This window comes from Polynucleobacter sp. JS-JIR-5-A7, from assembly GCF_018687935.1.
Lineage (GTDB): Bacteria > Pseudomonadota > Gammaproteobacteria > Burkholderiales > Burkholderiaceae > Polynucleobacter.
Map to the genome: position 1 here is coordinate 956900 of NZ_CP061308.1, position 22486 is coordinate 979385.

19 protein-coding genes are annotated in these 22486 nt (G+C 45.3%); 18 read left to right on the forward strand and 1 reads right to left on the reverse strand.

Translation table 11 applies throughout. The features are described 5' to 3' along the window. Positions 1 to 4 precede the first annotated feature (4 nt). The 7 genes from gloB to AOC29_RS04970 all read left to right on the forward strand — a co-directional run bounded on the left by gloB (position 5) and on the right by AOC29_RS04970 (position 9893). Positions 5 to 814, forward strand: a complete 810-nt coding sequence (gene gloB, locus AOC29_RS04940; RefSeq protein ID WP_215297012.1) for a hydroxyacylglutathione hydrolase — start codon at positions 5 to 7, stop codon at positions 812 to 814. Further along, positions 814 to 2247: a transglycosylase SLT domain-containing protein gene (locus AOC29_RS04945; RefSeq protein ID WP_215297013.1), complete on the forward strand. Its 1434-nt coding sequence runs from the start codon at positions 814 to 816 to the stop codon at positions 2245 to 2247. Before gloB ends, AOC29_RS04945 begins: the two co-directional genes overlap by 1 nt. Before the next feature lie 28 nt (positions 2248 to 2275). Then, the gene (locus AOC29_RS04950; RefSeq protein ID WP_215297015.1) at positions 2276 to 4159 is read left to right on the forward strand and encodes a propionate--CoA ligase; all 1884 of its coding nucleotides are present in this window, start codon (positions 2276 to 2278) and stop codon (positions 4157 to 4159) included. A gap of 250 nt (positions 4160 to 4409) precedes the next feature. Continuing rightward, positions 4410 to 5597 (forward strand): glutamine-hydrolyzing carbamoyl-phosphate synthase small subunit, encoded by a 1188-nt coding sequence (carA, locus tag AOC29_RS04955; protein WP_215297356.1) that lies wholly within the window; start codon positions 4410 to 4412, stop codon positions 5595 to 5597. After that, positions 5597 to 8860 carry a carbamoyl-phosphate synthase large subunit gene (carB, locus tag AOC29_RS04960; protein WP_215297017.1) on the forward strand — a complete coding sequence of 1088 codons (3264 nt, stop codon included), beginning with the start codon at positions 5597 to 5599 and terminating at the stop codon, positions 8858 to 8860. Before carA ends, carB begins: the two co-directional genes overlap by 1 nt. Before the next feature lie 56 nt (positions 8861 to 8916). Beyond that, complete coding sequence (gene greA, locus AOC29_RS04965) at positions 8917 to 9393, forward strand: transcription elongation factor GreA (protein ID WP_215297019.1); 477 nt, start codon at positions 8917 to 8919, stop codon at positions 9391 to 9393. An 8-nt stretch (positions 9394 to 9401) separates the two neighbouring features. Then, positions 9402 to 9893, forward strand: a complete 492-nt coding sequence (locus AOC29_RS04970) for a DUF4149 domain-containing protein (RefSeq protein ID WP_215297020.1) — start codon at positions 9402 to 9404, stop codon at positions 9891 to 9893. A gap of 52 nt (positions 9894 to 9945) precedes the next feature. Here AOC29_RS04970 and AOC29_RS04975 read toward each other — a convergent pair whose 3' ends face one another. Next, positions 9946 to 10572 (reverse strand): YhbY family RNA-binding protein, encoded by a 627-nt coding sequence (locus AOC29_RS04975; protein ID WP_215297021.1) that lies wholly within the window; start codon positions 10570 to 10572, stop codon positions 9946 to 9948. A gap of 126 nt (positions 10573 to 10698) precedes the next feature. Here AOC29_RS04975 and AOC29_RS04980 point away from each other — a divergent pair, with 126 nt between their 5' ends. From AOC29_RS04980 to phoR, 11 genes are all read left to right on the forward strand, one after another. After that, entirely contained in the window at positions 10699 to 11373 is a 675-nt protein-coding gene (locus tag AOC29_RS04980) for an RlmE family RNA methyltransferase (RefSeq protein WP_215297023.1), read from the forward strand. Between the two features lie 158 nt (positions 11374 to 11531). Next, entirely contained in the window at positions 11532 to 13409 is a 1878-nt protein-coding gene (gene ftsH / locus AOC29_RS04985; protein ID WP_215297025.1) for an ATP-dependent zinc metalloprotease FtsH, read from the forward strand. Between the two features lie 29 nt (positions 13410 to 13438). Beyond that, complete coding sequence (folP, locus tag AOC29_RS04990; RefSeq protein ID WP_371819538.1) at positions 13439 to 14308, forward strand: dihydropteroate synthase; 870 nt, start codon at positions 13439 to 13441, stop codon at positions 14306 to 14308. A 39-nt stretch (positions 14309 to 14347) separates the two neighbouring features. After that, a complete protein-coding gene (glmM, locus tag AOC29_RS04995; RefSeq protein ID WP_215297027.1) occupies positions 14348 to 15691 on the forward strand; it encodes a phosphoglucosamine mutase in 1344 nt (447 codons plus the stop codon). A 161-nt stretch (positions 15692 to 15852) separates the two neighbouring features. Continuing rightward, positions 15853 to 16875, forward strand: coding sequence for a phosphate ABC transporter substrate-binding protein PstS (gene pstS / locus AOC29_RS05000; protein WP_215297029.1), 1023 nt, complete (start codon positions 15853 to 15855; stop codon positions 16873 to 16875). Positions 16876 to 16964: 89 nt separating this feature from the next. Beyond that, a complete protein-coding gene (gene pstC, locus AOC29_RS05005; protein ID WP_215297031.1) occupies positions 16965 to 17951 on the forward strand; it encodes a phosphate ABC transporter permease subunit PstC in 987 nt (328 codons plus the stop codon). Continuing rightward, positions 17948 to 18814, forward strand: coding sequence for a phosphate ABC transporter permease PstA (pstA, locus tag AOC29_RS05010; protein ID WP_215297033.1), 867 nt, complete (start codon positions 17948 to 17950; stop codon positions 18812 to 18814). Before pstC ends, pstA begins: the two co-directional genes overlap by 4 nt. 8 nt (positions 18815 to 18822) lie before the next feature. Next, positions 18823 to 19659: a phosphate ABC transporter ATP-binding protein PstB gene (pstB, locus tag AOC29_RS05015; RefSeq protein ID WP_251370071.1), complete on the forward strand. Its 837-nt coding sequence runs from the start codon at positions 18823 to 18825 to the stop codon at positions 19657 to 19659. 13 nt (positions 19660 to 19672) lie between these two features. Then, the gene (gene phoU, locus AOC29_RS05020; RefSeq protein ID WP_215297037.1) at positions 19673 to 20383 is read left to right on the forward strand and encodes a phosphate signaling complex protein PhoU; all 711 of its coding nucleotides are present in this window, start codon (positions 19673 to 19675) and stop codon (positions 20381 to 20383) included. Positions 20384 to 20400: 17 nt separating this feature from the next. Next, positions 20401 to 21114: a phosphate regulon transcriptional regulator PhoB gene (gene phoB / locus AOC29_RS05025; protein ID WP_215297039.1), complete on the forward strand. Its 714-nt coding sequence runs from the start codon at positions 20401 to 20403 to the stop codon at positions 21112 to 21114. A 64-nt stretch (positions 21115 to 21178) separates the two neighbouring features. Continuing rightward, a complete protein-coding gene (gene phoR / locus AOC29_RS05030; RefSeq protein WP_215297041.1) occupies positions 21179 to 22477 on the forward strand; it encodes a phosphate regulon sensor histidine kinase PhoR in 1299 nt (432 codons plus the stop codon). Positions 22478 to 22486 lie beyond the last annotated feature (9 nt).

Sequence of the window (22486 nt, forward strand, 5' to 3'; positions counted from 1 at the left end):
GTTTATGGATAAGAATACTTTATTGCAAGTTTGGCCGATCCCGGCCTTTGATGACAACTACATCTGGTGCATCCATGATGGAAAGTCAGCCTTGGTGGTTGATCCGGGCGATTCTGGTCCTGTTCTGGATTACCTCTCAAAGTCTGAGCTGACGCTAAAAGGCATTCTGATTACCCATCATCATGCGGACCATACTGGTGGCATTCTCAACTTATTGAATGCATTGGGTCCCCAGATACCGGTATATGGCCCTGCAGGTAACGATATTCCTGGGCGAACTCAAGTGGCAAAAGAGGGCGATCAGTTTGAGATCGATTCCCCGCGTATTAGTCTAAAAGTTTATGAGGTGCCAGGCCATACCCTAAGTCACATCGCTTATTTTGCGGATATGCAATCTAACCTTGTCGAGCCTATGTTGTTTTGTGGCGATACCCTATTTGCTTCTGGGTGCGGACGCTTGTTTGAGGGTACACCAACTCAGATGACAGAGTCTTTAGCCAAGTTTGCTGCACTCCCTAAAAATACATTGGTGTACTGCACCCATGAATACACTTTATCCAATATTCGATTTGCACTTGCAGTCGAGCCAAATAATGCGAACTTAATCTCTTGGTCAGAGCGTGCGCAGAAACTTCGTCAACAAGGTTTGCCAACGCTACCGACAACAATTGGACAAGAGCTACAAGTAAATCCGTTTATGCGCAGTGATCAGGCGGTGGTGATTGCGTCTGCCAAAGCGGCTTCTCATCAAGCAGATCTTCCGAGTCCAGCGCATGTGCTAGCAGTGATTCGTGCTTGGAAAGATCGATTCTGATGCGTTTGATCTTTGCGGCAATCGCGTTTGCCGTTTTTTTATCAGGCTGTGCCAGCACGGGTGTTTGGTCATCGGATACGCCAGCTAAAACAGGGTCTAAAGCATCCAAGGCTACCTCCGTTAATCTGAAGAATCAGTCTGTTAGTAAGGTGTATGCACCTTCTGATAATTTATGGATACGCATTCGGGATGGCTTTCAAATGGAGCCGATGAATACCCCATTAGAGATTGAGCAAGTTCGCTGGTTAAGTGCTCGACCTGATTATGTTAACCGCTCTATGACACGTTCATCGCGTTATCTTTTTTATATTGTGCAAGAAGTCAATGCGCGCAATATGCCAACCGAAATAGCCTTGCTTCCCTTTGTGGAGAGTGCATTTGTTACCCATGCTAAATCGAGTGCAAAAGCGGTTGGCCTGTGGCAATTTATGCCAGCAACTGGAAAAGATTTTCAATTAACGCAAAACGTCTTTCGCGATGAGCGTAGAGACGTCTTGCAATCCACCGATGCTGCTTTGGATTATTTACAGCGTCTCTATAATCAATTTGGTAGTTGGGAGTTGGCTCTCGCAGCTTATAACTGGGGTGCCGGCAATGTTGCTAAAGCCCAAAAACGCAATCTCGCTGCAGGCCTATCAACGGATTATGAGAGTTTGAACATGCCTCGCGAAACCCGCATGTATGTTCCTAAATTGATGGCCTATCGACAGATTGTTTTAGATCCATCGGCTTATGGCATCGTCTTACCAGAATTAGAAAACCACCCTTACTTTGTTGCGCTAGATGTTGGTAATGATATTGATGTTGCCTTGGCGATTAAGTTGGCGGAAATTCCAGAGGATGAATTTCATAGTCTGAACCCCTCATTTAATAAGCCTGTAATTCTGAGTAATGCTAACCAACAAATTTTATTGCCGTTTGGCCACGCAGAAATCTTTCAAGAAAATCTCAAGAAGTACACGAAACCCCTGTCTTCTTGGACCGCAGTGAGGATTAGCAAAACTGAAAGCGTTGATCAAGCTGCCAAAACATTGGGCGTCAGTCCAGAGGCCCTAAGACAGGTGAATGCCATTCCGAGTGGTATGCGTATCAAGGCGGGATCTACCGTGATCATTCCTAAGGTTGGTAATCGTTCAGGAGATGTTTCTTCGGCGATGGCAGACAATGCCAGCCTGAGTCTAGTCAAGCCACCGCCACCCACACCAAATTGCCCCAAACCCGCTAAAGGGGCAAAGAATGCCAAAGCAGTGAAATGCGCCCCAGTCAAGCCAAACAAAGGCGTTGAAACAGTCGCTAAGGCTAAATCTGCGCAAAAAAATGCTGCATCTCAGCATAAATCCGCATCGACAGGACTTGCAAAATCTGCGAAAAATGTTACTTCAGCGTCCTCAAGCGGTAACCCTAGTGCCAAGGGGGCGAGCAAAAACCCGTAATTTCAGAAACTTTTAGATTAGGTTGACCATGTCTTATAAAGCACATCACGAACGCTCGATCAAAGACCCAGACGGATTTTGGGCTGAGCAGGCTAATTTGATTCACTGGGAAAAGCCCTTCGATCAGGTTCTGAACTACGACAACCCGCCATTTACAAAATGGTTTGAAGGTGGCCTAACGAATCTATGCTACAACGCTGTGGATCGTCACTACCAAGTCAACCCAAATCAAATTGCATTAGTAGCGGTTTCTACAGAAACCGATCAAGAGAAGGCGTACACATTCAAAGAGCTCTACGAAGAAGTGAATCGTATGGCTGCTATTTATAAAGCCAATGGCATTAAAAAAGGTGATCGTGTACTGATTTATATGCCGATGATTGCCCAAGCCTGCTTCGCAATGTTGGCTTGTGCCCGTATTGGGGCGATTCACTCTGTAGTATTTGGTGGCTTTGCTTCCCATAGCCTTGCTTCTCGCATTGATGATGCAAAACCAAAAATGGTGGTGACTTCTGAAGCAGGTATGCGTGGTGGTAAAGCCGTGCCTTATAAGCCATTATTGGATGAGGCAATTACTCTCGCCAGCTACAAACCAGAAAAAGTATTGATCGTAAATCGTGGGCTGTCTGAGTTCACTACTGTGGCTGGAAGAGACTTGGACTATGCGTCTGAGCGTCAACAACACCTCAACGATATTGTTCCAATTGAATGGGTAGATGCAACGCATCCTTCCTACATTCTGTATACCTCAGGAACGACCGGTAAACCTAAGGGTGTTCAACGTGACACCGGTGGTTATGCAGTGGCATTGATGTCCACCATGAACCATATTTTCTGTGGCAAAGCTGGTGAAACGATGTTCACCACCTCAGACATTGGTTGGGTAGTGGGGCATAGCTACATTATTTATGGCCCATTGCTCAATGGCATGGCAACCATCATGTATGAAGGCACGCCATTACGTCCTGATGCTGGCATTTGGTGGGAGTTGGTTGCCAGATACAAAGTATCGGTGATGTTCTCTGCACCTACTGCGGTGCGTGTTCTCAAAAAACAAGATCCTGCATTCTTAACCAAGCATGATCTTTCCACATTACGTGCTTTATTCTTGGCTGGTGAGCCACTCGATGAACCAACAGCAAGTTGGATTCATGATGCGATTAAAAAACCAATTGTCGATAATTACTGGCAGACTGAAACTGGTTGGCCAATGTTGGCTATTCAACGTGGCGTAGAAGTGATGCCCCATAAGTTCGGTTCACCAGGCGTGCCATCCTTCGGTTACAACATGAAACTTCTAGATGATGCTAGCTCCGCCGAGTTAGGCCCTGATCAAAAGGGTGTCATCGCGATTGAAGGTCCGCTACCTCCAGGTTGTATGCAAACTGTTTGGGGAGATGACAAACGTTTCGTGAGCACCTATTGGGAAACGATTCCTGGGAAGTTAATTTATTCCACCTTCGACTGGGGTATTAAAGATAAAGATGGTTACTTCTTTATCTTGGGTCGTACTGATGATGTGATTAACGTTGCTGGCCACCGTCTTGGTACACGGGAAATTGAAGAAAGCATCTCTAGTCATCCCAATATTTCTGAAGTTGCGGTGGTTGGTATTGAAGACAAGCTAAAAGGTCAGGCAGCCATTGCCTTTGTGATTCCTAAAGATTCATCCAAAGCGGAGAATTTAGAAAAAGAGTGCATGAAGACGGTAGATAGCCAGCTAGGAGCGATTGCTCGTCCTGGTCGTGTTTATGTCGTGACCGCATTACCGAAAACCCGTTCTGGTAAGATCGTGCGCCGCGCATTGCAAGCGGTTGCTGAAGGGCGCGATCCGGGTGATATCAGCACTATGGAAGACCAGACTGTGTTGGCTCAGATTAAGACCATTATTGAGCAAGGTGCAGCAGCTTAAACTTCAGCAGCAAAAAACACTTTTGTGAATCTCCCCAGATTTCGGATTTGGGGAGGAGCAGCCTCTAAAGCCCATTAGGCTGGGGATTCAAGGGTTTATGGACCAAAACTGGTATGATTGTAAGGTTCGAAACTTATTAAATACCCTAGCGCTTAAAGACACTCACCTCCCGCATAAATAAGCCTCGGGTTAGTCTTTTTAGGGGTTTTGAGCGTCGGATGGAGCAGGGACTGGAGATGGTTTGTCACCCTTGCTTCCCTCTTTTCCTCCCGCCGTGTTGGCTCTAGCCGATGGCACTATATTCCCCGGTTTTAGTATTGGCGCTCCTGGCGAAACTACCGGTGAAGTTGTTTTCAATACCGCCTTAACGGGTTATCAAGAGATCATTACCGATCCAAGTTATTCACGCCAAATCGTGACCTTGACCTACCCTCATATTGGGAATGTCGGCGTAAATCCACAAGATGCTGAATCAGATCAAATTCATGCTGCTGGTCTCGTGATTAAAGATCTACCAAAACGGGTTTCTAATTTCCGCTCTGAGGGGAGTTTAGATAACTACCTCACTAAAGCCGGAGTTGTTGGGATCTCTGGAATCGATACCCGTAAACTTACCCGTATCTTGCGTGATCAAGGCGCCCAATCTGGCGCTATTGTGGCGGGTAAGTTGGGCGAGGATTACGAGGTCTTGTCTAAAAAGGCGCTTGAGCTAGCTAAAGCCTTTCCTGGAATGTCTGGACTGGACTTAGCCAAAGTAGTGACAACTCCAAAAGCGTATGAATGGCGTGAAGCTGAGTGGGAATTACATGGTCCTGATGACAAACCAGTTTATAGAACTCTGGATAAAACCAAACCCACCAAAAAAGTGGTTGCTTATGACTTTGGCGTGAAGCGCAATATTTTGCGCATGCTCACTGAACGTGGATGCGAGTTGACAGTGGTACCTGCACAAACTTCTGCTGCTGAAGTTTTAGCAATGAATCCCGACGGCGTATTTTTCTCAAACGGTCCTGGAGATCCTGGTCCTTGTGATTACGCAATCGCTGCTGCAAAAGAAATCATTGAAAAAGGCGTACCCACTTTTGGTATCTGCTTAGGCCATCAAATCATGGGCTTGGCAGCAGGCGCTAAAACCCTGAAGATGAAGTTCGGTCATCATGGTGCAAATCATCCAGTGAAGGATTTGGATACTGGCCGTGTTGCTATTACTTCTCAGAATCATGGCTTTGCTGTGGATGCCAATACCTTGCCAGACAATATTCGCGTGACACACGTTTCCTTATTTGATGGATCGTTGCAAGGTTTGGCTTGGAAAGATAAGCCAGCGCTTTGTTTCCAGGGTCACCCTGAAGCATCACCTGGACCGCATGACATCGCCTATTTATTTGATCGATTTGTGGAGCTTATGAATGCTGCCAGCAAGAAGGAGGGCAAATAATGCCTAAGCGTAGCGACATTCAGAGCATCTTGATTATTGGTGCTGGTCCGATTGTGATCGGACAGGCGTGTGAATTTGACTACTCCGGTGCACAAGCTTGTAAAGCACTACGAGATGAAGGTTACAAAGTCATTCTAGTAAACAGTAATCCTGCAACTATCATGACCGACCCTGAGATGGCTGATGTAACTTATATTGAGCCAATCACTTGGGAGGTAGTAGAGCGCATCATTGCAACCGAAAAACCAGATGCCATCTTGCCAACCATGGGCGGTCAAACTGCTTTGAACTGCGCATTAGATTTGCATCGCCATGGTGTATTAGAAAAATATGGCTGTGAATTAATTGGTGCTTCACCAGAAGCTATTGATAAAGCAGAAGATCGTCAGAAATTTAAAGATGCAATGACCAAGATTGGTCTTGGCTCTGCAAAATCTGGTATTGCTCACTCCATGGATGAAGCATTAGATGTCCAGCAGCGGATTCAACAGGAAACTGGCAGTTCTGGTTTCCCGGTAGTAATACGTCCTTCTTTCACCATGGGCGGTTCAGGTGGCGGTATTGCATATAACCGTGAAGAGTTCGAAGAGATATGCAAACGTGGCCTTGATTTATCCCCAACTCGTGAACTCTTAATTGAAGAGTCGCTGCTTGGTTGGAAAGAGTTTGAGATGGAAGTGGTGCGTGACCGTAACGATAACTGCATCATTGTTTGCTCAATTGAAAACTTAGATCCAATGGGTGTCCACACGGGTGACTCCATTACTGTTGCGCCCGCCCAAACATTGACCGATAAAGAATATCAAATCATGCGCAATGCATCGATTGCGGTTCTCCGTGAAATCGGTGTGGATACTGGTGGCTCAAACGTTCAGTTCTCGATCAATCCAGTGGATGGACGCATGATCGTGATTGAGATGAACCCTCGAGTTTCCCGTTCATCAGCTTTAGCTTCCAAAGCCACTGGCTTCCCGATTGCCAAGATCGCTGCCAAATTAGCAGTGGGTTACACACTGGATGAGCTGAAGAACGACATTACTGGTGGCGCTACTCCAGCATCATTCGAGCCATCGATTGACTACGTAGTCACCAAGATTCCCCGTTTTGCGTTTGAAAAATTCCCGCAGGCCGATTCCCGTTTGACAACCCAAATGAAGTCGGTTGGAGAAGTAATGGCTATTGGCCGCACTTTCCAAGAGTCTTTTCAAAAAGCCTTACGTGGCTTAGAGGTTGGTGTGGATGGTTTAGATGAGTTTTCGACAGATCTAGATGACATCATCAATGAAATCAATGAGCCCGGACCTGACCGTATTTGGTACCTTGCTGATGCCTTCCGCATGGGCATGGGTTTAGATGAAATCTATAACGAAACCAAAGTAGACCCTTGGTTCTTAGAACAAATTGAAGAGCTCATTACGATTGAGACTGAACTAAGGCAACGCAAGATTGATAGTCTCTCAGCTGCAGAACTGCGTTTTGTAAAACAAAAAGGCTTCTCTGATCGTCGCTTGGCAAAGTTACTGGGAGTTGATGCGTCTTCCGTGCGCGCTGCACGTCATCGCTTAAAAGTAGTACCAGTCTATAAGCGGGTAGATACCTGTGCCGCTGAGTTCTCAACCAATACAGCGTATATGTATTCGACATATGAGGCTGAGCATGGTGAATGCGAATCTCGTCCCACAAGTAAAGAGAAAATTATGGTCTTGGGCGGCGGCCCTAACCGTATTGGTCAAGGTATCGAATTTGACTATTGCTGTGTGCACGCTGCCTTAGCGATGCGGGATGATGGTTATGAAACCATTATGGTCAACTGCAATCCAGAAACTGTTTCTACTGACTACGATACTTCGGACCGCTTGTATTTTGAGCCCCTCACGCTTGAAGACGTATTAGAAATTGTTGCGAAAGAAAAACCCAAAGGGGTGATCGTACAATACGGTGGCCAAACGCCTCTGAAACTCGCCCTGGACCTAGAGCGCAATGGTGTACCGATTATTGGCACATCGCCCGACATGATTGACGCAGCAGAAGATCGCGAGCGCTTCCAAAAGCTCTTGCAAGACCTAGGTTTGCGTCAGCCGCCTAACCGGACTGCACGGGCTGAAGATGAGGCATTGAAACTTGCCGAAGAAATCGGCTATCCCTTGGTAGTGCGTCCCTCCTATGTATTAGGCGGTCGCGCCATGGAAATCGTTCACGATGGTCGTGATCTTGAGCGATACATGCGTGAAGCAGTCAAAGTCTCTCATGACTCTCCAGTTTTACTTGATCGCTTCCTCAATGATGCAATAGAGTGCGATGTGGATTGCATCAGCGATGGTCAGAAGGTTTTTATTGGTGGCGTGATGGAGCACATTGAGCAGGCCGGTGTTCACTCAGGTGACTCAGCATGTTCATTACCTCCTTACTCACTATCCGATGAAACAGTTCAAGAGATCAAGCGTCAAACTGCAGCGATGGCTAAAGGTCTCAATGTTATTGGTCTCATGAATGTTCAGTTTGCGATTCAGAACGTAGATGGTAAAGATGTGATTTACGTTTTGGAAGTAAACCCACGGGCATCTCGCACCGTACCGTTTGTCTCTAAGGCAACGGGTTTACAGCTAGCGAAGATTGCTGCTCGTTGCATGGTGGGTCAATCTTTGGAGCAGCAAGGTATCAAGTCTGAAGTAAAGCCTCCATACTTCTCGGTCAAAGAGGCAGTATTTCCATTTAACAAGTTCCCGGGCATTGATCCTATTCTGGGACCGGAAATGCGTTCGACTGGTGAAGTGATGGGTGTGGGTAAAACCTTTGGTGAAGCACTCTTCAAATCTCAATTGGGTGCTGGCATTAAATTGCCGAAGAGCGGTACTGTGCTCCTGACAGTGAAAGATAGTGATAAGCCCAAGGCAGTTGAGGTGGCTAAGTTATTGCACCAGCTCGGTTTCCCAATGGTGGCTACCAAAGGAACGGCTGCTGCCATTGAGGCTGCTGGTTTTCCAGTACGTGTCGTAAATAAAGTCAAAGACGGTCGTCCTCATATTGTGGATTTCATTAAAAATGGTGAAATCTCCTTGGTGTTTACTACGGTGGATGAGACCCGGACTGCCATTGCTGACTCTAGGTCTATTCGAACTAGTGCTCAAGCAAATGGCGTGACCTACTACACCACCATTAGTGCAGCTCGTGCAGTTATGGATGGATTGCTGGCATCCCAAAACGGCAGCAAAGAGTCCCTCGAGGTGTATTCTTTACAAAACTTACACCGGACGCTCATTTAATCTAAAATCCAATTTATAGGCGCGTTTTGCGCCTGTTTTTAGGTTAGGTTAGTAGCATGAGCACAATTCCCATTACTAAGCGTGGTGCAGAACTCCTGAAAGAGGAGTTGCACCGCCTCAAGCATGTCGAACGCCCAGCAGTGATTAATGCCATTTCTGAGGCGCGCGCTCAAGGTGATCTATCAGAAAATGCTGAGTACGATGCCGCTAAAGAAAAGCAAGGTTTTATTGAGGGTCGCATTCAAGAACTAGAGGGCAAACTCTCTGCTGCTCAAATTATCGATCCTGCAGCATTAGATGTTTCTGGCCGGGTCGTTTTTGGTGCCACAGTTGATCTTGAGGATCTCGAAGACGGCACAAAGTTCACTTATCAAATCGTAGGTGATGATGAAGCAGATATTGCATCAAACAAAATCTCTATTAGCTCTCCGATTGCCCGTGCCTTAATCAGTAAAGAAGAGGGTGATGTGGTTGCTGTGCAAGCTCCTGGCGGCAATCGCGAAGTTGAGATCTTGTCAGTACGCTATATCTAATTAACATCATGAGCGCTGCTCACTATTTTGGAGCGCAAAGACTTTTTACGCTAATAGCATCATTTTGGGTAGGTAGCCTTCTAACCGTTGGCTATTTAGTGGCACCAGCTATCTTTAGTACTTTGACAGATCGTCATGTTGCCGGAATGGTAGCGGGAGCCATTTTTAGAATTGAAGCGTACTTGAGCATTACCATTTCCATTGCATTATTGGTACTGGCCAATCTCTTGGTTAGACGTGGCCTGAATGCTTATCGCTTGGCTCGTTGGCTTTTGCTAGCAATGTTGCTGTGTTCTTTGCTGGGTGTGCTGGTCTTGATGCCTTGGATGAATACTCTTCGCGATCAAGCTTTAATGCAAGGTATGCCGGTAATGCTTTCGCCCTCTGCCGAACTCTTTGGCAAACTCCATGGAGCCTCTAGTGCGTTGTACTTAATACAGAGCGCGCTTGGCATCTATTTAGTCTGGCGCTTAATCGGTTCATATACCAAGCAGCATTAGATTGCTAATAAAAAACGCCGACTAGCGGCGCTCTTTAAGAAAAAATTAAGCTCTAGGAGCCAAGAGATTTTTTCTTATTGCTACTCATGCGAACCTTGCGTCTCTTAATCGGGGCAGGTGCTGCAGCTGCCTTGCGATAGCCAGGTGAAGACCAGCCAATCTTAGACTCAGCAGCTTCTGAGCGAAGAGCGCGCTTCTTAGGTGTTGAAGATTTGACGGCCGCCGCACGTTCAAATGGCGATTTATTAGACGCAGAACGACGATCTGATCTTTCAGAGCTGCTGGTGCGAACACCCGATTTTGCTGGTGCACGATTAGGTTGACGTTTGGTGCGGGGTGCTTGCAAAGTTTTTTTAGTTTGTTTGCTGGATCGACCTAAATTGGCATAAGCCTCATCAACGATATCTTTTGGTTTCCAAAGCACCAGTAATTTGCCAATGTGCTGCACTGGTGCGGCATCTAATTGCTCGCATAGCTCTTCATAGATTGCGATGCGAGCTTCACGATCATCACCAAATACGCGGACCTTAATTAAGCCATGATGATTGATGGCTAGCTTTGCTTCCTTAATGACTGCTGGGGTAAGGCCGTCCCCGCCAATCATCACCACAGGACTTAAATCGTGTGCATCAGCTTTGAGGGATTTGCGTTGGGCAGGGGTAATAGTCAGTGCTGTCATGGACTTGATGATAGAGCATTGATTGGTAAAAGCGCCTATTTAGACTGGATTTGCTTGGTTTTCAGTCGATTCCTTTTGCTTTAGGGGGCAGAAACTAGGAAAATGTAGGGCGAAAGTGGGTAAGTTGTGGCGAAGAATAAATTTAATAAAAGTTGGTTGCAGGATCATCTGACTGATCCTTATGTGAAGATGGCTCAAAAAGAGGGCTATCGCGCAAGAGCGGTTTATAAGCTCAGTGAAATCGATGAGCAAGATCACCTGATTAAGGCAGGGATGACGATTGTTGACTTGGGTAGCGCCCCTGGCAGCTGGTCTCAATATGCCCGTAACCGTTTGACTGAATTGGGCAAAAGTAATCCTAAGATTGAGTCAGGTAAACCCGATGGCCAAATTATTGCGATTGATATCTTGCCAATGGAAGATATTGCTGATGTGAGCTTTATCCAGGGCGATTTTCGTGAGGAAGAGGGTCTAGCAGCGCTAGAAGCTTTATTGCCAAAAAATGCAGAAGGCAAGGTTGATCTTGTTCTCTCGGATATGGCCCCCAATCTTTCGGGGGTCGGCGTGGCTGATGCTGCCCGCATGGCCTTTTTGGCAGAGATAGCACTCGACTTTGCAGTTGATCACCTTAAGCCTGAGGGTGCCCTACTGATTAAATGCTTCAATGGCAGCGGCTATAGCCAGATCGTGGAATCATTCAAAAAGGTCTTCAAAACCGTTGCCTCTAGAAAGCCCAAGGCGTCTAGGGCCAAGTCTTCAGAGATCTTTCTCTTGGGAAGAAACCTGAAATCTCCTAAATAAGGGAGCAATTCGTCCTAGAATAGTCCAATAACCCCCTGAAATGCATGGGTTTATCAAATAAACATCCTATTAGCTCTTGAAAAAGGCTGGTAGTAGAATCAAATACTTATGTAGCGATTCGCTTTAACTCCTGGTTCACTCCAGAAAAGGACTCAATTTTGAACAGCAATATGTTCCAAAAAATCGGTGTGTGGCTCATTGTGGGCTTGGTGCTTTTTACTGTTTTTAAACAGTTTGATAAGCCTAAGGACCAGAATCAGGTTACCTATTCCCAATTTATGGATGACGCCAAATCCGGCAAGGTGAAGCGCGTTGATGTACAAGGTCGCACATTGCAGGTAACTCCTGCGGATGGTAATAAATATTCCATCATCTCTCCAGGTGATATTTGGATGGTGGGTGACTTAATGAAGTATGGCGTACAAGTGACTGGTAAAGCAGAAGATGAACCGAATATGCTGGTTTCTGCTTTGTACTATCTTGGACCTACTTTATTAATTATTGGTTTCTGGTTTTTCATGATGCGCCAAATGCAAGGTGGCGGTAAAGGCGGTGCATTCTCCTTCGGTAAGTCGAAGGCTCGTCTCATTGATGAGAACAGCAACACCGTTACCTTCGCCGATGTTGCGGGTTGCGATGAAGCAAAAGAAGAAGTATTTGAGTTGGTCGACTTCTTAAAAGATCCGCAGAAATTCCAAAAGCTTGGTGGACGTATTCCCCATGGCGTCTTGCTTGTAGGCCCTCCCGGTACTGGTAAGACCTTATTAGCGCGAGCGATTGCGGGTGAAGCGAAAGTTCCTTTTTTCTCAATTTCAGGATCTGATTTCGTAGAAATGTTTGTGGGCGTTGGTGCATCTCGCGTGCGTGATATGTTTGAAAACGCCAAGAAGAATTCTCCATGCATCATCTTTATTGACGAGATCGATGCAGTAGGTCGTCATCGTGGTGCTGGTATGGGCGGTGGTAATGACGAGCGCGAACAAACCTTGAATCAAATGCTGGTTGAGATGGATGGCTTCGAAAGCAATAGCGGCGTGATCGTGGTTGCCGCAACTAACCGTTCAGACGTGTTAGATAAAGCCTTATTGCGTCCAGGTCGTTTTGACCGCCAAGTGCATGTTGGCTTGCCAGATATACGTGGTCGCGAGCAGATCTTGCAAGTACATATGCGTAAGGTTCCGATTGACCCAGATGTGAATGCAGCAGTATTGGCCCGTGGCACTCCCGGCTTCTCTGGTGCTGACTTGGCGAATCTAGTAAACGAAGCTGCTTTATTTGCTGCACGCCGTAATAAGCGTTCAGTCGATATGAAAGATTTTGAAGACGCTAAAGACAAGATCTACATGGGTCCTGAGCGTAAGTCTGCTGTGATGCGCGAAGAAGAGCGTCGCAATACGGCGTATCACGAGTCTGGTCATGCGGTAGTTGCTAAAGTGCTGCCTAAGGCTGACCCTGTGCATAAAGTGACCATCATGCCGCGTGGTATGGCATTAGGCGTGACCTGGCAGTTACCTGAATTTGACCGTGTAAATCTTTATAAAGATCGCATGTTGGAAGAGTTGGCAATTTTGTTCGGTGGTCGTGCTGCTGAAGAGATCTTTTTGCATTCTATGAGTACTGGTGCTTCTAATGACTTTGAGCGTGCCACCAAAATGGCCCGCGATATGGTTACTCGTTACGGCATGAGTGATAGCCTCGGTACGATGGTGTATGTCGATACTGAATCAGAAAGTATTTTTGGTCGCAACAGTACTAAAACGGTTTCTGAGTTGACACAGCAAAAAGTGGATGCAGAAATTCGGATGCTGATTGATAGCCAATATGCTTTAGCAAGATCAATCCTCGAGCAAAACCGCGATAAAGTTGAAGCGATGGTAGCCGCATTGCTAGAATGGGAAACCATTGATGCTGAACAAATCAACGACATCATGGAAGGTCGTCCACCACGGACGCCTAAGCCACCACCTGCAACCCAGTTCGGTAACTCGGCTGGTACACCAGGTCCAGCAACGGGTAGTGCCCCAGCAACAGCATAAATATCAGTCTTAGTTAACAGGCTGTCTTTATGGACAAACAAGGCATGCAGTTAATGCCCACAACATGGCGTTGTGGGCGTTTTCTTTTTAACTTTCATCAACGCAAGCGTCCCCTCGTGATGGGGATTCTGAATACCACACCGGATTCGTTTTCTGATGGTGGCAAATTTAGAACAGCAAAAGATGCATTGGCCCAAGCAGAGCTAATGATCACAAATGGCGTTGATCTGATTGATATTGGTGGTGAGTCGACTAGACCAGGTGCTGAACCTGTTTCTCTTCAAGAGGAATTAGATCGCGTATTGCCTGTTATCGAGGGTTTAAAGGATTGCGGCGTGCCGCTATCAATTGATACCTACAAAGCTGAAACGATGCGTCAAGCGTTAAAAGCTGGCGTAGATTGCGTCAATGATATTTGGGCATTGAGGCAAGAAGGTGCAATAGATGCCGTGCTAGAGCATGCTAATTGCGGCATGGTCTTAATGCATATGCAACGTGACCCCCTCACAATGCAATTTAATCCGGAATATCAAGATGTGATTGCAGAGGTGAAGCAATTTCTTCAAGAACGGGCTGAATTATTACAAGCAAATGGTGTCGAGCGAAACAGAATAGCTATAGACCCAGGCTTTGGATTTGGTAAAAGTCTTGAACATAATCTGCATATGCTTTCTCAATTTCAAGTATTCTCAACACTGGGCTATCCCGTCCTTGCGGGGATATCCCGCAAATCAATGATTGGCAAAATTACTGGTAAAGATGCAAACGATCGGGTTGCCCCTAGTATTGCAGCAGCGATCACGGCTGCTGATCGAGGCGCCAATATTATTCGTGTGCACGACGTTGCCGAAACGGTTGACGCCTTAAAGCTTTGGGAGGCCATAAACACCCAGACTTAGATCTAAAAATCTAAAGTTCTGAGTTTTATAATGATATTTATGAAAAAACAATACTTTGGCACTGATGGTATTCGCGGCGAAGTAGGCACCTTTCCGATAGTTCCAGAATTCATGACCCGCCTAGGCTATGCCGCTGGCATGGTATTGAATCAGGATGTCAAAGCAGGTGAGCGTTGCAAAGTGCTGATCGGCAAAGATACCCGCGTATCGGGTTACTTGCTTGAAGCGGCCCTAGAGGCTGGCTTTGCTGCTGCAGGTGTTGACGTTCTGTTATGCGGCCCCATTCCAACTCCGGGCGTTGCCTATCTCACGAAAGCTTTGCGTCTTTCTGCAGGCATTGTGATCTCTGCATCACACAATCCCTATCAAGATAATGGGATTAAATTCTTTTCCGCTAATGGCGATAAGTTATCGGATGAGTTTGAACTATTAATTGAGGCTGAGCTAAAAAAAACCATGGGGTGCGTAAACTCCAAAGAATTGGGAAAAGCCTATCGCTTGGACGATGCAGCAGGGCGCTATATTGAGTTTTGCAAGTCTACCTTTCCAGGCGAATTAAATCTTAAAGGTTTGAAGCTGGTAGTGGACTGCGCCAATGGCGCTGCGTATCACACTGCACCTCATGTATTTCATGAGCTTGGTGCCGAAGTCATCTCTATTGGCGTTAACCCAGATGGACGCAATATTAATGATGGATGTGGAGCTACAGCACCAGCAGCCTTGATTGCTAAAGTTAAAGAAGTTAATGCTGATATCGGTATCGCCCTTGATGGTGATGCAGATCGCTTGCAAATGGTAGACGCTACCGGTCGCCTCTTCAATGGCGATGAGTTGCTCTATGTCTTGGCAAAAGATCGCCTAGATCGTGGCCAAAAGCTGGGCGGGGCAGTAGGCACCCTCATGACGAATTTAGCCGTTGAGAATGCTATTAAAGGACTTGGCATTCACTTTGAGCGTGCCAATGTTGGCGATCGTTATGTTTTGGAATTACTCAAGCAAAGAGGCTGGATCATTGGCGGTGAGGGATCTGGACACTTACTTTGCTTAGATCAACACTCTACAGGTGATGGCACGATCGCAGCATTGCAAGTCCTAGCGGCCATGAGTCAGAACAAGAAGAGTCTTGCCCAACTGCTGGAAACAGTGAAGATTTTCCCGCAAGTACTCTTGAATGTGAAATTCAAACCAGGGTACAACTGGAAGTCGGATGAATCTCTACAGCAGCAGATTGCTAAAGTAGAAAATGATCTCAAAGATACTGGCAGGGTATTGATTCGGGCATCTGGCACTGAGCCTCTCTTGAGGGTCATGGTTGAAACCATAGATGCTGATGTTGCTATGAGTGCTGCAAAGAGTATTGCAGATCTAGTGCCAACCAAATAAATCTAAAACTGGCATTTCCATCGAATGCCTCATAAATTCATTCTATGTTATTGAATTTATTGACTATTATTATCTGTGACATCGCTGTCATCAAAGCGTCATAGTCCAATCGTATTGTCTTCTTATCGCAATGTTGCGTTTTCTATATTGGGACTAATCACATGAAATCTTTTTTGAAAAAAGCTCTAATTATTAGCGCTATTTCACTTGCTCCAACAGCTTTTGCTGTGGATATGACAGGTGCAGGCGCAACATTTCCATATCCAATTTACGCCAAATGGGCAGAAGCCTTTAAAGCCAAAACGGGTTCTAACTTGAACTATCAATCTATTGGTTCTTCTGGTGGCATCAAGCAAATCAAAGCAAAAACAGTTGATTTCGGCGCTACTGACAATCCAGTGAAATTTGATGAACTCGAAAAAGACGGTATGGTTCAGTTCCCAGCTATTATTGGCGGTGTTGTTCCAGTGATTAACGTGGATGGTGTGAAGCCAGGCGAGATTAAATTAGACGGCCCAACATTGGCAGACATTTTCCAAGGCCTTATTTCTGATTGGGGTGATAAGCGTATCGCCATCATGAACCCAGGCGTTAAGATTCCTTCTGGTCCAATCACGGTAGTGACCCGTGCAGACGGTTCTGGTACTACTGCAATTTTCACTGACTACTTAGCTAAGACCAGCACCTTGTTCAAGGATTCAGTTGGCTCTGGCGCTAACGTGAAGTGGCCTGCAGCCTCTACAGTTGGTGGCAAAGGCAATGAAGGTGTTGCTGCAAACGTGACCCGCGTGAAGAACTCGATTGGTTATGTTGAGTACGCTTATGCCAAGAAAAACAAAATGACCTTTATTTCCATAAAAAATAAAGATGGTAATTTTGTTGCCCCTGATGATCTCACTTTTGCTGCTGCTGCAGCGGGTACTGACTGGTCAACTATTCCAGGCATGGGAACATTCATCACCAATGCTCCCGGTGCTAAATCATGGCCAATTACCGGCGCATCTTTCATCCTGCTTTACAAGAATCCTGAAAACAAGGCAAACGCTGCTGAGGTTATCAAGTTCTTCGACTTTGCTTTCAAAGATGGCAAAAAAATGGCAGAAGAGTTAGATTACGTTCCGATGCCGGATAAAACAACTGAATTTATTCGTAAGAATGTATTCACAAAGGTAGTTGTAAAGTAAGGTCTAAAGATTATTTCTTTAATCCATCCTTAATGATACGGCTCCACATCATAGTGGGGCTGTTTCATTATTTAAATAAGCCAATCTAAATGGATATTACCCAGTCTCACTCGGCCCCTACGCCACAAGCTCTGAAAATTGCGAAGTTACAGCGAGTACAGGATTTCTTATTTCATGCAATTACACAATTCTTTGCGCTAGGTGTCTTAATTGCTTTGTTGGGGATTTTAATTTCTCTGGTGATGAATGCTTGGCCGGCTTTGCATACTTTTGGTCCAGGCTTCTTCTTTTCACAAGAGTGGGATGTTGTTAATGGCGAATTTGGTGGATTAATTGCTATCTATGGCACCATCATCACTTCATTGATTGCACTATTAATAGCTGTTCCTTTGAGTTTCGGCATTGCTGTCTTCTTAACAGAGTTATGTCCAGGTCCACTACGCAGACCATTGGGTACTGCAGTTGAACTATTGGCTGCTGTGCCATCGATCATCTACGGTATGTTTGGTTTGTTTATTTTTGCCCCTTTATTTGCTAAATATATTCAACCAGTATTAGCTGGCACCTTAGGACAAGTTCCTGGTTTTGGAATCTTATTCTCTGGTGCCTTTAATGGCATTGGCATTCTTTGTGCAGGTTTGATCTTGGCAATGATGATTCTGCCTTTTATTGCCTCTGTCATGCGCGATGTGTTTGAAATCGTGCCACCAGTTCTCAAAGAATCAGCGTATGGCATTGGTTGTACTACTTGGGAAGTGGTTAAGAATGTTGTGTTGCCCTATACCAAGGCTGGCGTGATCGGTGGCGTGATGTTGGGATTAGGTAGGGCACTTGGCGAAACGATGGCTGTTACCTTCGTCATCGGTAATGCACATCGCTTATCAGCTTCTTTATTCTCCCCAGGCACTTCGATTGCTTCAACTCTGGCTAATGAATTTGGCGAGGCTGAAGCTGGTAACCATTTATCTTCTTTGTTTGCCCTAGGCTTGGCACTGTTCATTATTACCTTCGTTGTTTTAGCGTGCGCAAAGTGGATGCTAAATAATATGGAGAAGAAGCAGGGCTTGAAAACATGAACAATTCTTCCAACATCGACAAAAGCATCTTTGCTAAACGTAAAAGAGCCAATAAGATTGGCCTTACCTTGTCTATGGGTGCCATGCTCCTAGGAATGATCTTCCTTTTTTGGATTCTGGGTGTTTTGTTATTTAAGGGCTTTTCAGCCATTGATTTGAGTCTGTTCACTCATAGCACGCCAGCGCCTGGTTCAGAAGGTGGTGGACTAGCTAATGCAATCGTCGGCAGTCTTCTATTGGTTGGAACTTGTACCTTGATTAGCACTCCCATTGGCGTTCTTGCGGGTCTTTATTTATCTGAATATGGTGATCGCAGTCGTGTAGCTGCTGTAACGCGTTTTGTAACCGACATTATGTTATCTGCACCATCAATTGTTATTGGCCTGTTTGTCTATGCATTTGTGGTTGCGCAGGCTAGACACTTCTCTGGATGGGCTGGAACGATTGCATTATCTTTGATTGCGATTCCGGTAGTCGTACGAACTACTGAGAATATGTTGCGCTTAGTGCCTGGAAGTTTGCGTGAGGCAGCCTATGCTTTGGGTACACCCAAGTGGAAGGTAGCTTTTATGATTACTTTGCGGGCAGCGCAAAGTGGTGTTATGACTGGTATCTTGCTGGCCTTAGCACGTGTAAGTGGTGAAACAGCCCCATTGCTCTTCACAGCACTGAATAATCAATTTTTCTCAACCAATATGAATGCACCTATGGCCAATTTGCCAGTGGTGATTTTCCAATTTGCCATGAGTCCTTATGACAACTGGGTTGAGCTTGCCTGGGGTGGTGCCTTGCTGATCACGTTTGCCGTTCTTGGCTTAAATATTTTGGCACGCGTTGTATTCCGTGAGAAGGTCCAAGGATGATGAGTAATATGAAATCAATGTTTGACTTAAATAAGATTGATAGTCAAGGGGGTAGTGTGGAAACCGCAAATCAACAATCAAACCAAGCTGCCATTAATGCGCTTGAAGTTCGAAATCTTAATTTCTTTTATGGGTCCTTTCAAGGTCTCAAAGATATTAATCTTGATATCGAGCAAGGTAAGGTTACTGCCTTTATTGGCCCATCAGGTTGCGGTAAATCCACTCTGTTGCGCACGCTAAATCGTATGTATGACCTCTATCCAGGTCAACGTGCAGAGGGTGAAATTAACTTCTATGGTCAAAATATTCTTGAGCCAGGCCAAGATTTGAATTTATTACGTTCACGTATTGGCATGGTATTCCAAAAACCAACGCCATTTCCAATGTCTATTTATGAAAACATTGCCTTTGGTGTTCGCTTATATGAAAAACTCTCACGCTCTGAAATGGATGAGCGGGTAGAGTGGGCGCTCAATAAGGCTGCATTATGGACTGAAGCAAAAGATAAATTGAATCAAAGTGGTTTATCTTTATCTGGTGGTCAGCAACAGCGTTTGTGTATCGCCCGTGGCGTTGCCGTGAAGCCCTCCGTCATCTTGCTTGATGAACCTACTTCTGCTTTAGATCCAATCTCTACTGGAAAAATTGAAGAGCTCATCAATGAGCTTAAGCACGAATACACCATTGCGATTGTTACCCACAACATGCAACAGGCTGCCCGTGTTTCGGATTACACAGCTTATATGTACCTTGGTAGTTTGGTGGAGTATGGTAAAACAGATGAAATCTTTATCAAGCCTAAGCGTAAAGAAACAGAAGACTATATTACCGGTCGCTTCGGTTAATTGGAGACATTAAATGCCAGATAAACATCTTTCATCACAATTTGATGCAGACCTCAATTCGCTTTCAAGCCGTTTGCTTGAAATGGGCGGATTGGTCGAGTCTCAAATTGCTACCGCTATGCGTGCTTTTACGCAAATGGATCTTGATACTTGCAATATCGTTATTGAGAATGAAAAGCTTGTTAACGACCTAGAAATTCAAATCGATTTAGCCTGCACTGAGCTGATTGCACGTCGTCAGCCTACTGCGCGAGATCTTCGTTTGGTGATGGCTGTATCAAAGGCCATAACTAACTTAGAGAGAGCGGGTGATGAAGCAGAGCGTGTAGCTAAAAGAACTAAGCGCTTAATTGAGTCTACAGCTCCACACAACATTAACGTTGCTGAAATTCGATTATCAGGACAGATGGCCATTAACTTATTGCGCCGTAGCTTAGATGCATTTGCAAGACTAGATACTGTAGCTGCTGCAGAAGTGGTTGCTGAAGATCGTCAGATTGATGAAGAATTTAGAGGCTTCGTTCGTAAGTTAATCTCATATATGTCTGAAGATCCTCATACTATTTCTACTGGATTGGATATGCTGACCATTGCCAAAGCAATTGAGCGTATTGGCGATCATGCTAAGAATATCGCTGAGTTTGTGATTTATATCGCAAAGGGCTCTGATGTACGCCATATTCCGCATGAAGATTTAGTACGCGAAGCAAATAAAAGCGAATAAGCACTTAAATTATCTGTATGACTCACCGCATACTAGTTATTGAAGATGAGCCATCAATTGCAGAATTGATTGCAATCAATTTGTCGCATGCTGGTTATGAAGTAGAGAAGGCGATGCAAACTGATATTGCTCAAGGTCTCATAAAAGAGCAATTGCCAAGCCTCATCATCCTGGATTGGATGCTTCCTGGTAAATCAGGCGTGCAGTTTGCCAAAGAGTTGAGAGCAAATGAGCGCACGAGAGGTCTGCCAATTTTGATGCTCACTGCCAAAAGCGAAGAGGCAGATAAGATCTTAGGGTTGGACTCTGGTGCAGATGATTATGTAACCAAGCCCTTCTCTCCTAAAGAGCTGATTGCAAGGGTAAGGGCACTTCTGCGCAGACAAACCCCGATTGAAGATACCGGACCTCTTGCTGTGGGCCCCTTAAAGCTAGATCCAAGCTCCCATCGTGTTTTAGCTATTTGGCCCAATTCTGATCCAAGACCGATTTCTTTAGGGCCCACTGAATATCGACTTCTACAGTTTTTTATGGCTAATCCTGAGCGCGTGCATTCACGCGCCAATTTGCTGGATAAAGTGTGGGGTAATGAGGTCTATATTGAAGAACGCACTGTAGATGTACACATTAAACGATTAAGAGCAGCATTAAACCCTGTAGATTGCGATCGTTTTATAGAGACTGTTCGAGGTAGTGGATACCGCATTACCAAAACTCCAACCGAAACCTAAGGCCTATTTTTAAGGGTTTTTGGTCTATTTCATTATTCCTGCAGAGATAGTCTAAGATTGCAGCATGATTGCCGCATTGTCTCGCTTTATTTTCCTAGTTTGCCTTGCATCGGCAGCTGCATTTATTGCCCTTTACAACTGGGGTCCTGAATGGGCGATTTTCTCTGGTATTTCAGTACTATCGATGCCCCTTGTTTACTCATACGTTAACTTGGCTCGTCTAAGGAGGTATGTTCAATCAGATACTGTTGAAAATATGCCCTTGCCCAGTGGTTTTTGGGAGGAGGTATTTTTTAGATTGCAGCGCCTGGTAAAAAGCTTGAAGCAAAGAATGCGTAACATTGAGCAGCAGCATGAAAATTTTATCGAGGCTTTCCAGGCGTCGCCCAACGGGATAGTGATGCTAGATGAAAACGATCAGATTGAATGGTGTAACTCAATCTCAGAACGTTTCTTTGGCTTGAACTATAAGCGCGATGTTATGCAGAGGATTAATTTTCTCATCCGGCGCCCTGAGTTTATTCAGTATTTAACTAGGCGTAGTTTTGATGAGCCTTTGCTCTTAGAGCGCATGGGTACCGATGGCAGTCTCAGTCTAATGTTGCAAGCATTTCCATTTGGAAATCAACGTCATTTACTGTTAGTGCAAAACGTCACCGATCTACAAAAAGCAGATGCAATGCGACGTGACTTCGTTGCCAACGTTTCGCACGAGATGAGAACGCCAATTACTGTATTAATGGGATTTCTAGAGACAGTTCAAGCATTAGATCTTGAGAAGAGTCAAAGGGATCAGTACTTCGAAATGATGATGTCTCAAGCGCAGCGCATGAAAAGCTTGGTTGAAGATCTTTTAACCCTAGCTAACTTGGAGGCGAATTCATTGCCTGCTGCGACAAATAAGCTCAATGCTGAAACATTGATATCGTTGCTTAGGAATGATGCAGAAGCATTATCTCAAGGTAAGCATAGTTTTAATTTTGAAGTAGCCAGTTCAGAAAATTTATTGGGTGACGAACGAGAAATACTCTCCGCATTTAGTAATTTAGTTTCAAATGCCATTCGATATACGCCAGATGCAGGCTCCATTCATGTGAAGTGGAGCGTAAACCAGGATGGTCAAGGTGAATTTTCTGTTACAGATACCGGCCCTGGAATTGCATCAGAACATCTTTCAAGACTTACAGAGCGTTTTTATCGAGTTGACCGGAGCCGATCTCGTGATACTGGAGGAACTGGCTTAGGTTTAGCTATCGTTAAGCATATTGCTAGCAGGCATCAAGCACAGTTAATGATTGAGAGTACGCCAGGTAAGGGCAGCACTTTTACCTTGCGGTTTCCAAAAGAGCGCTTAACAGCGTAAGCGTTCTTA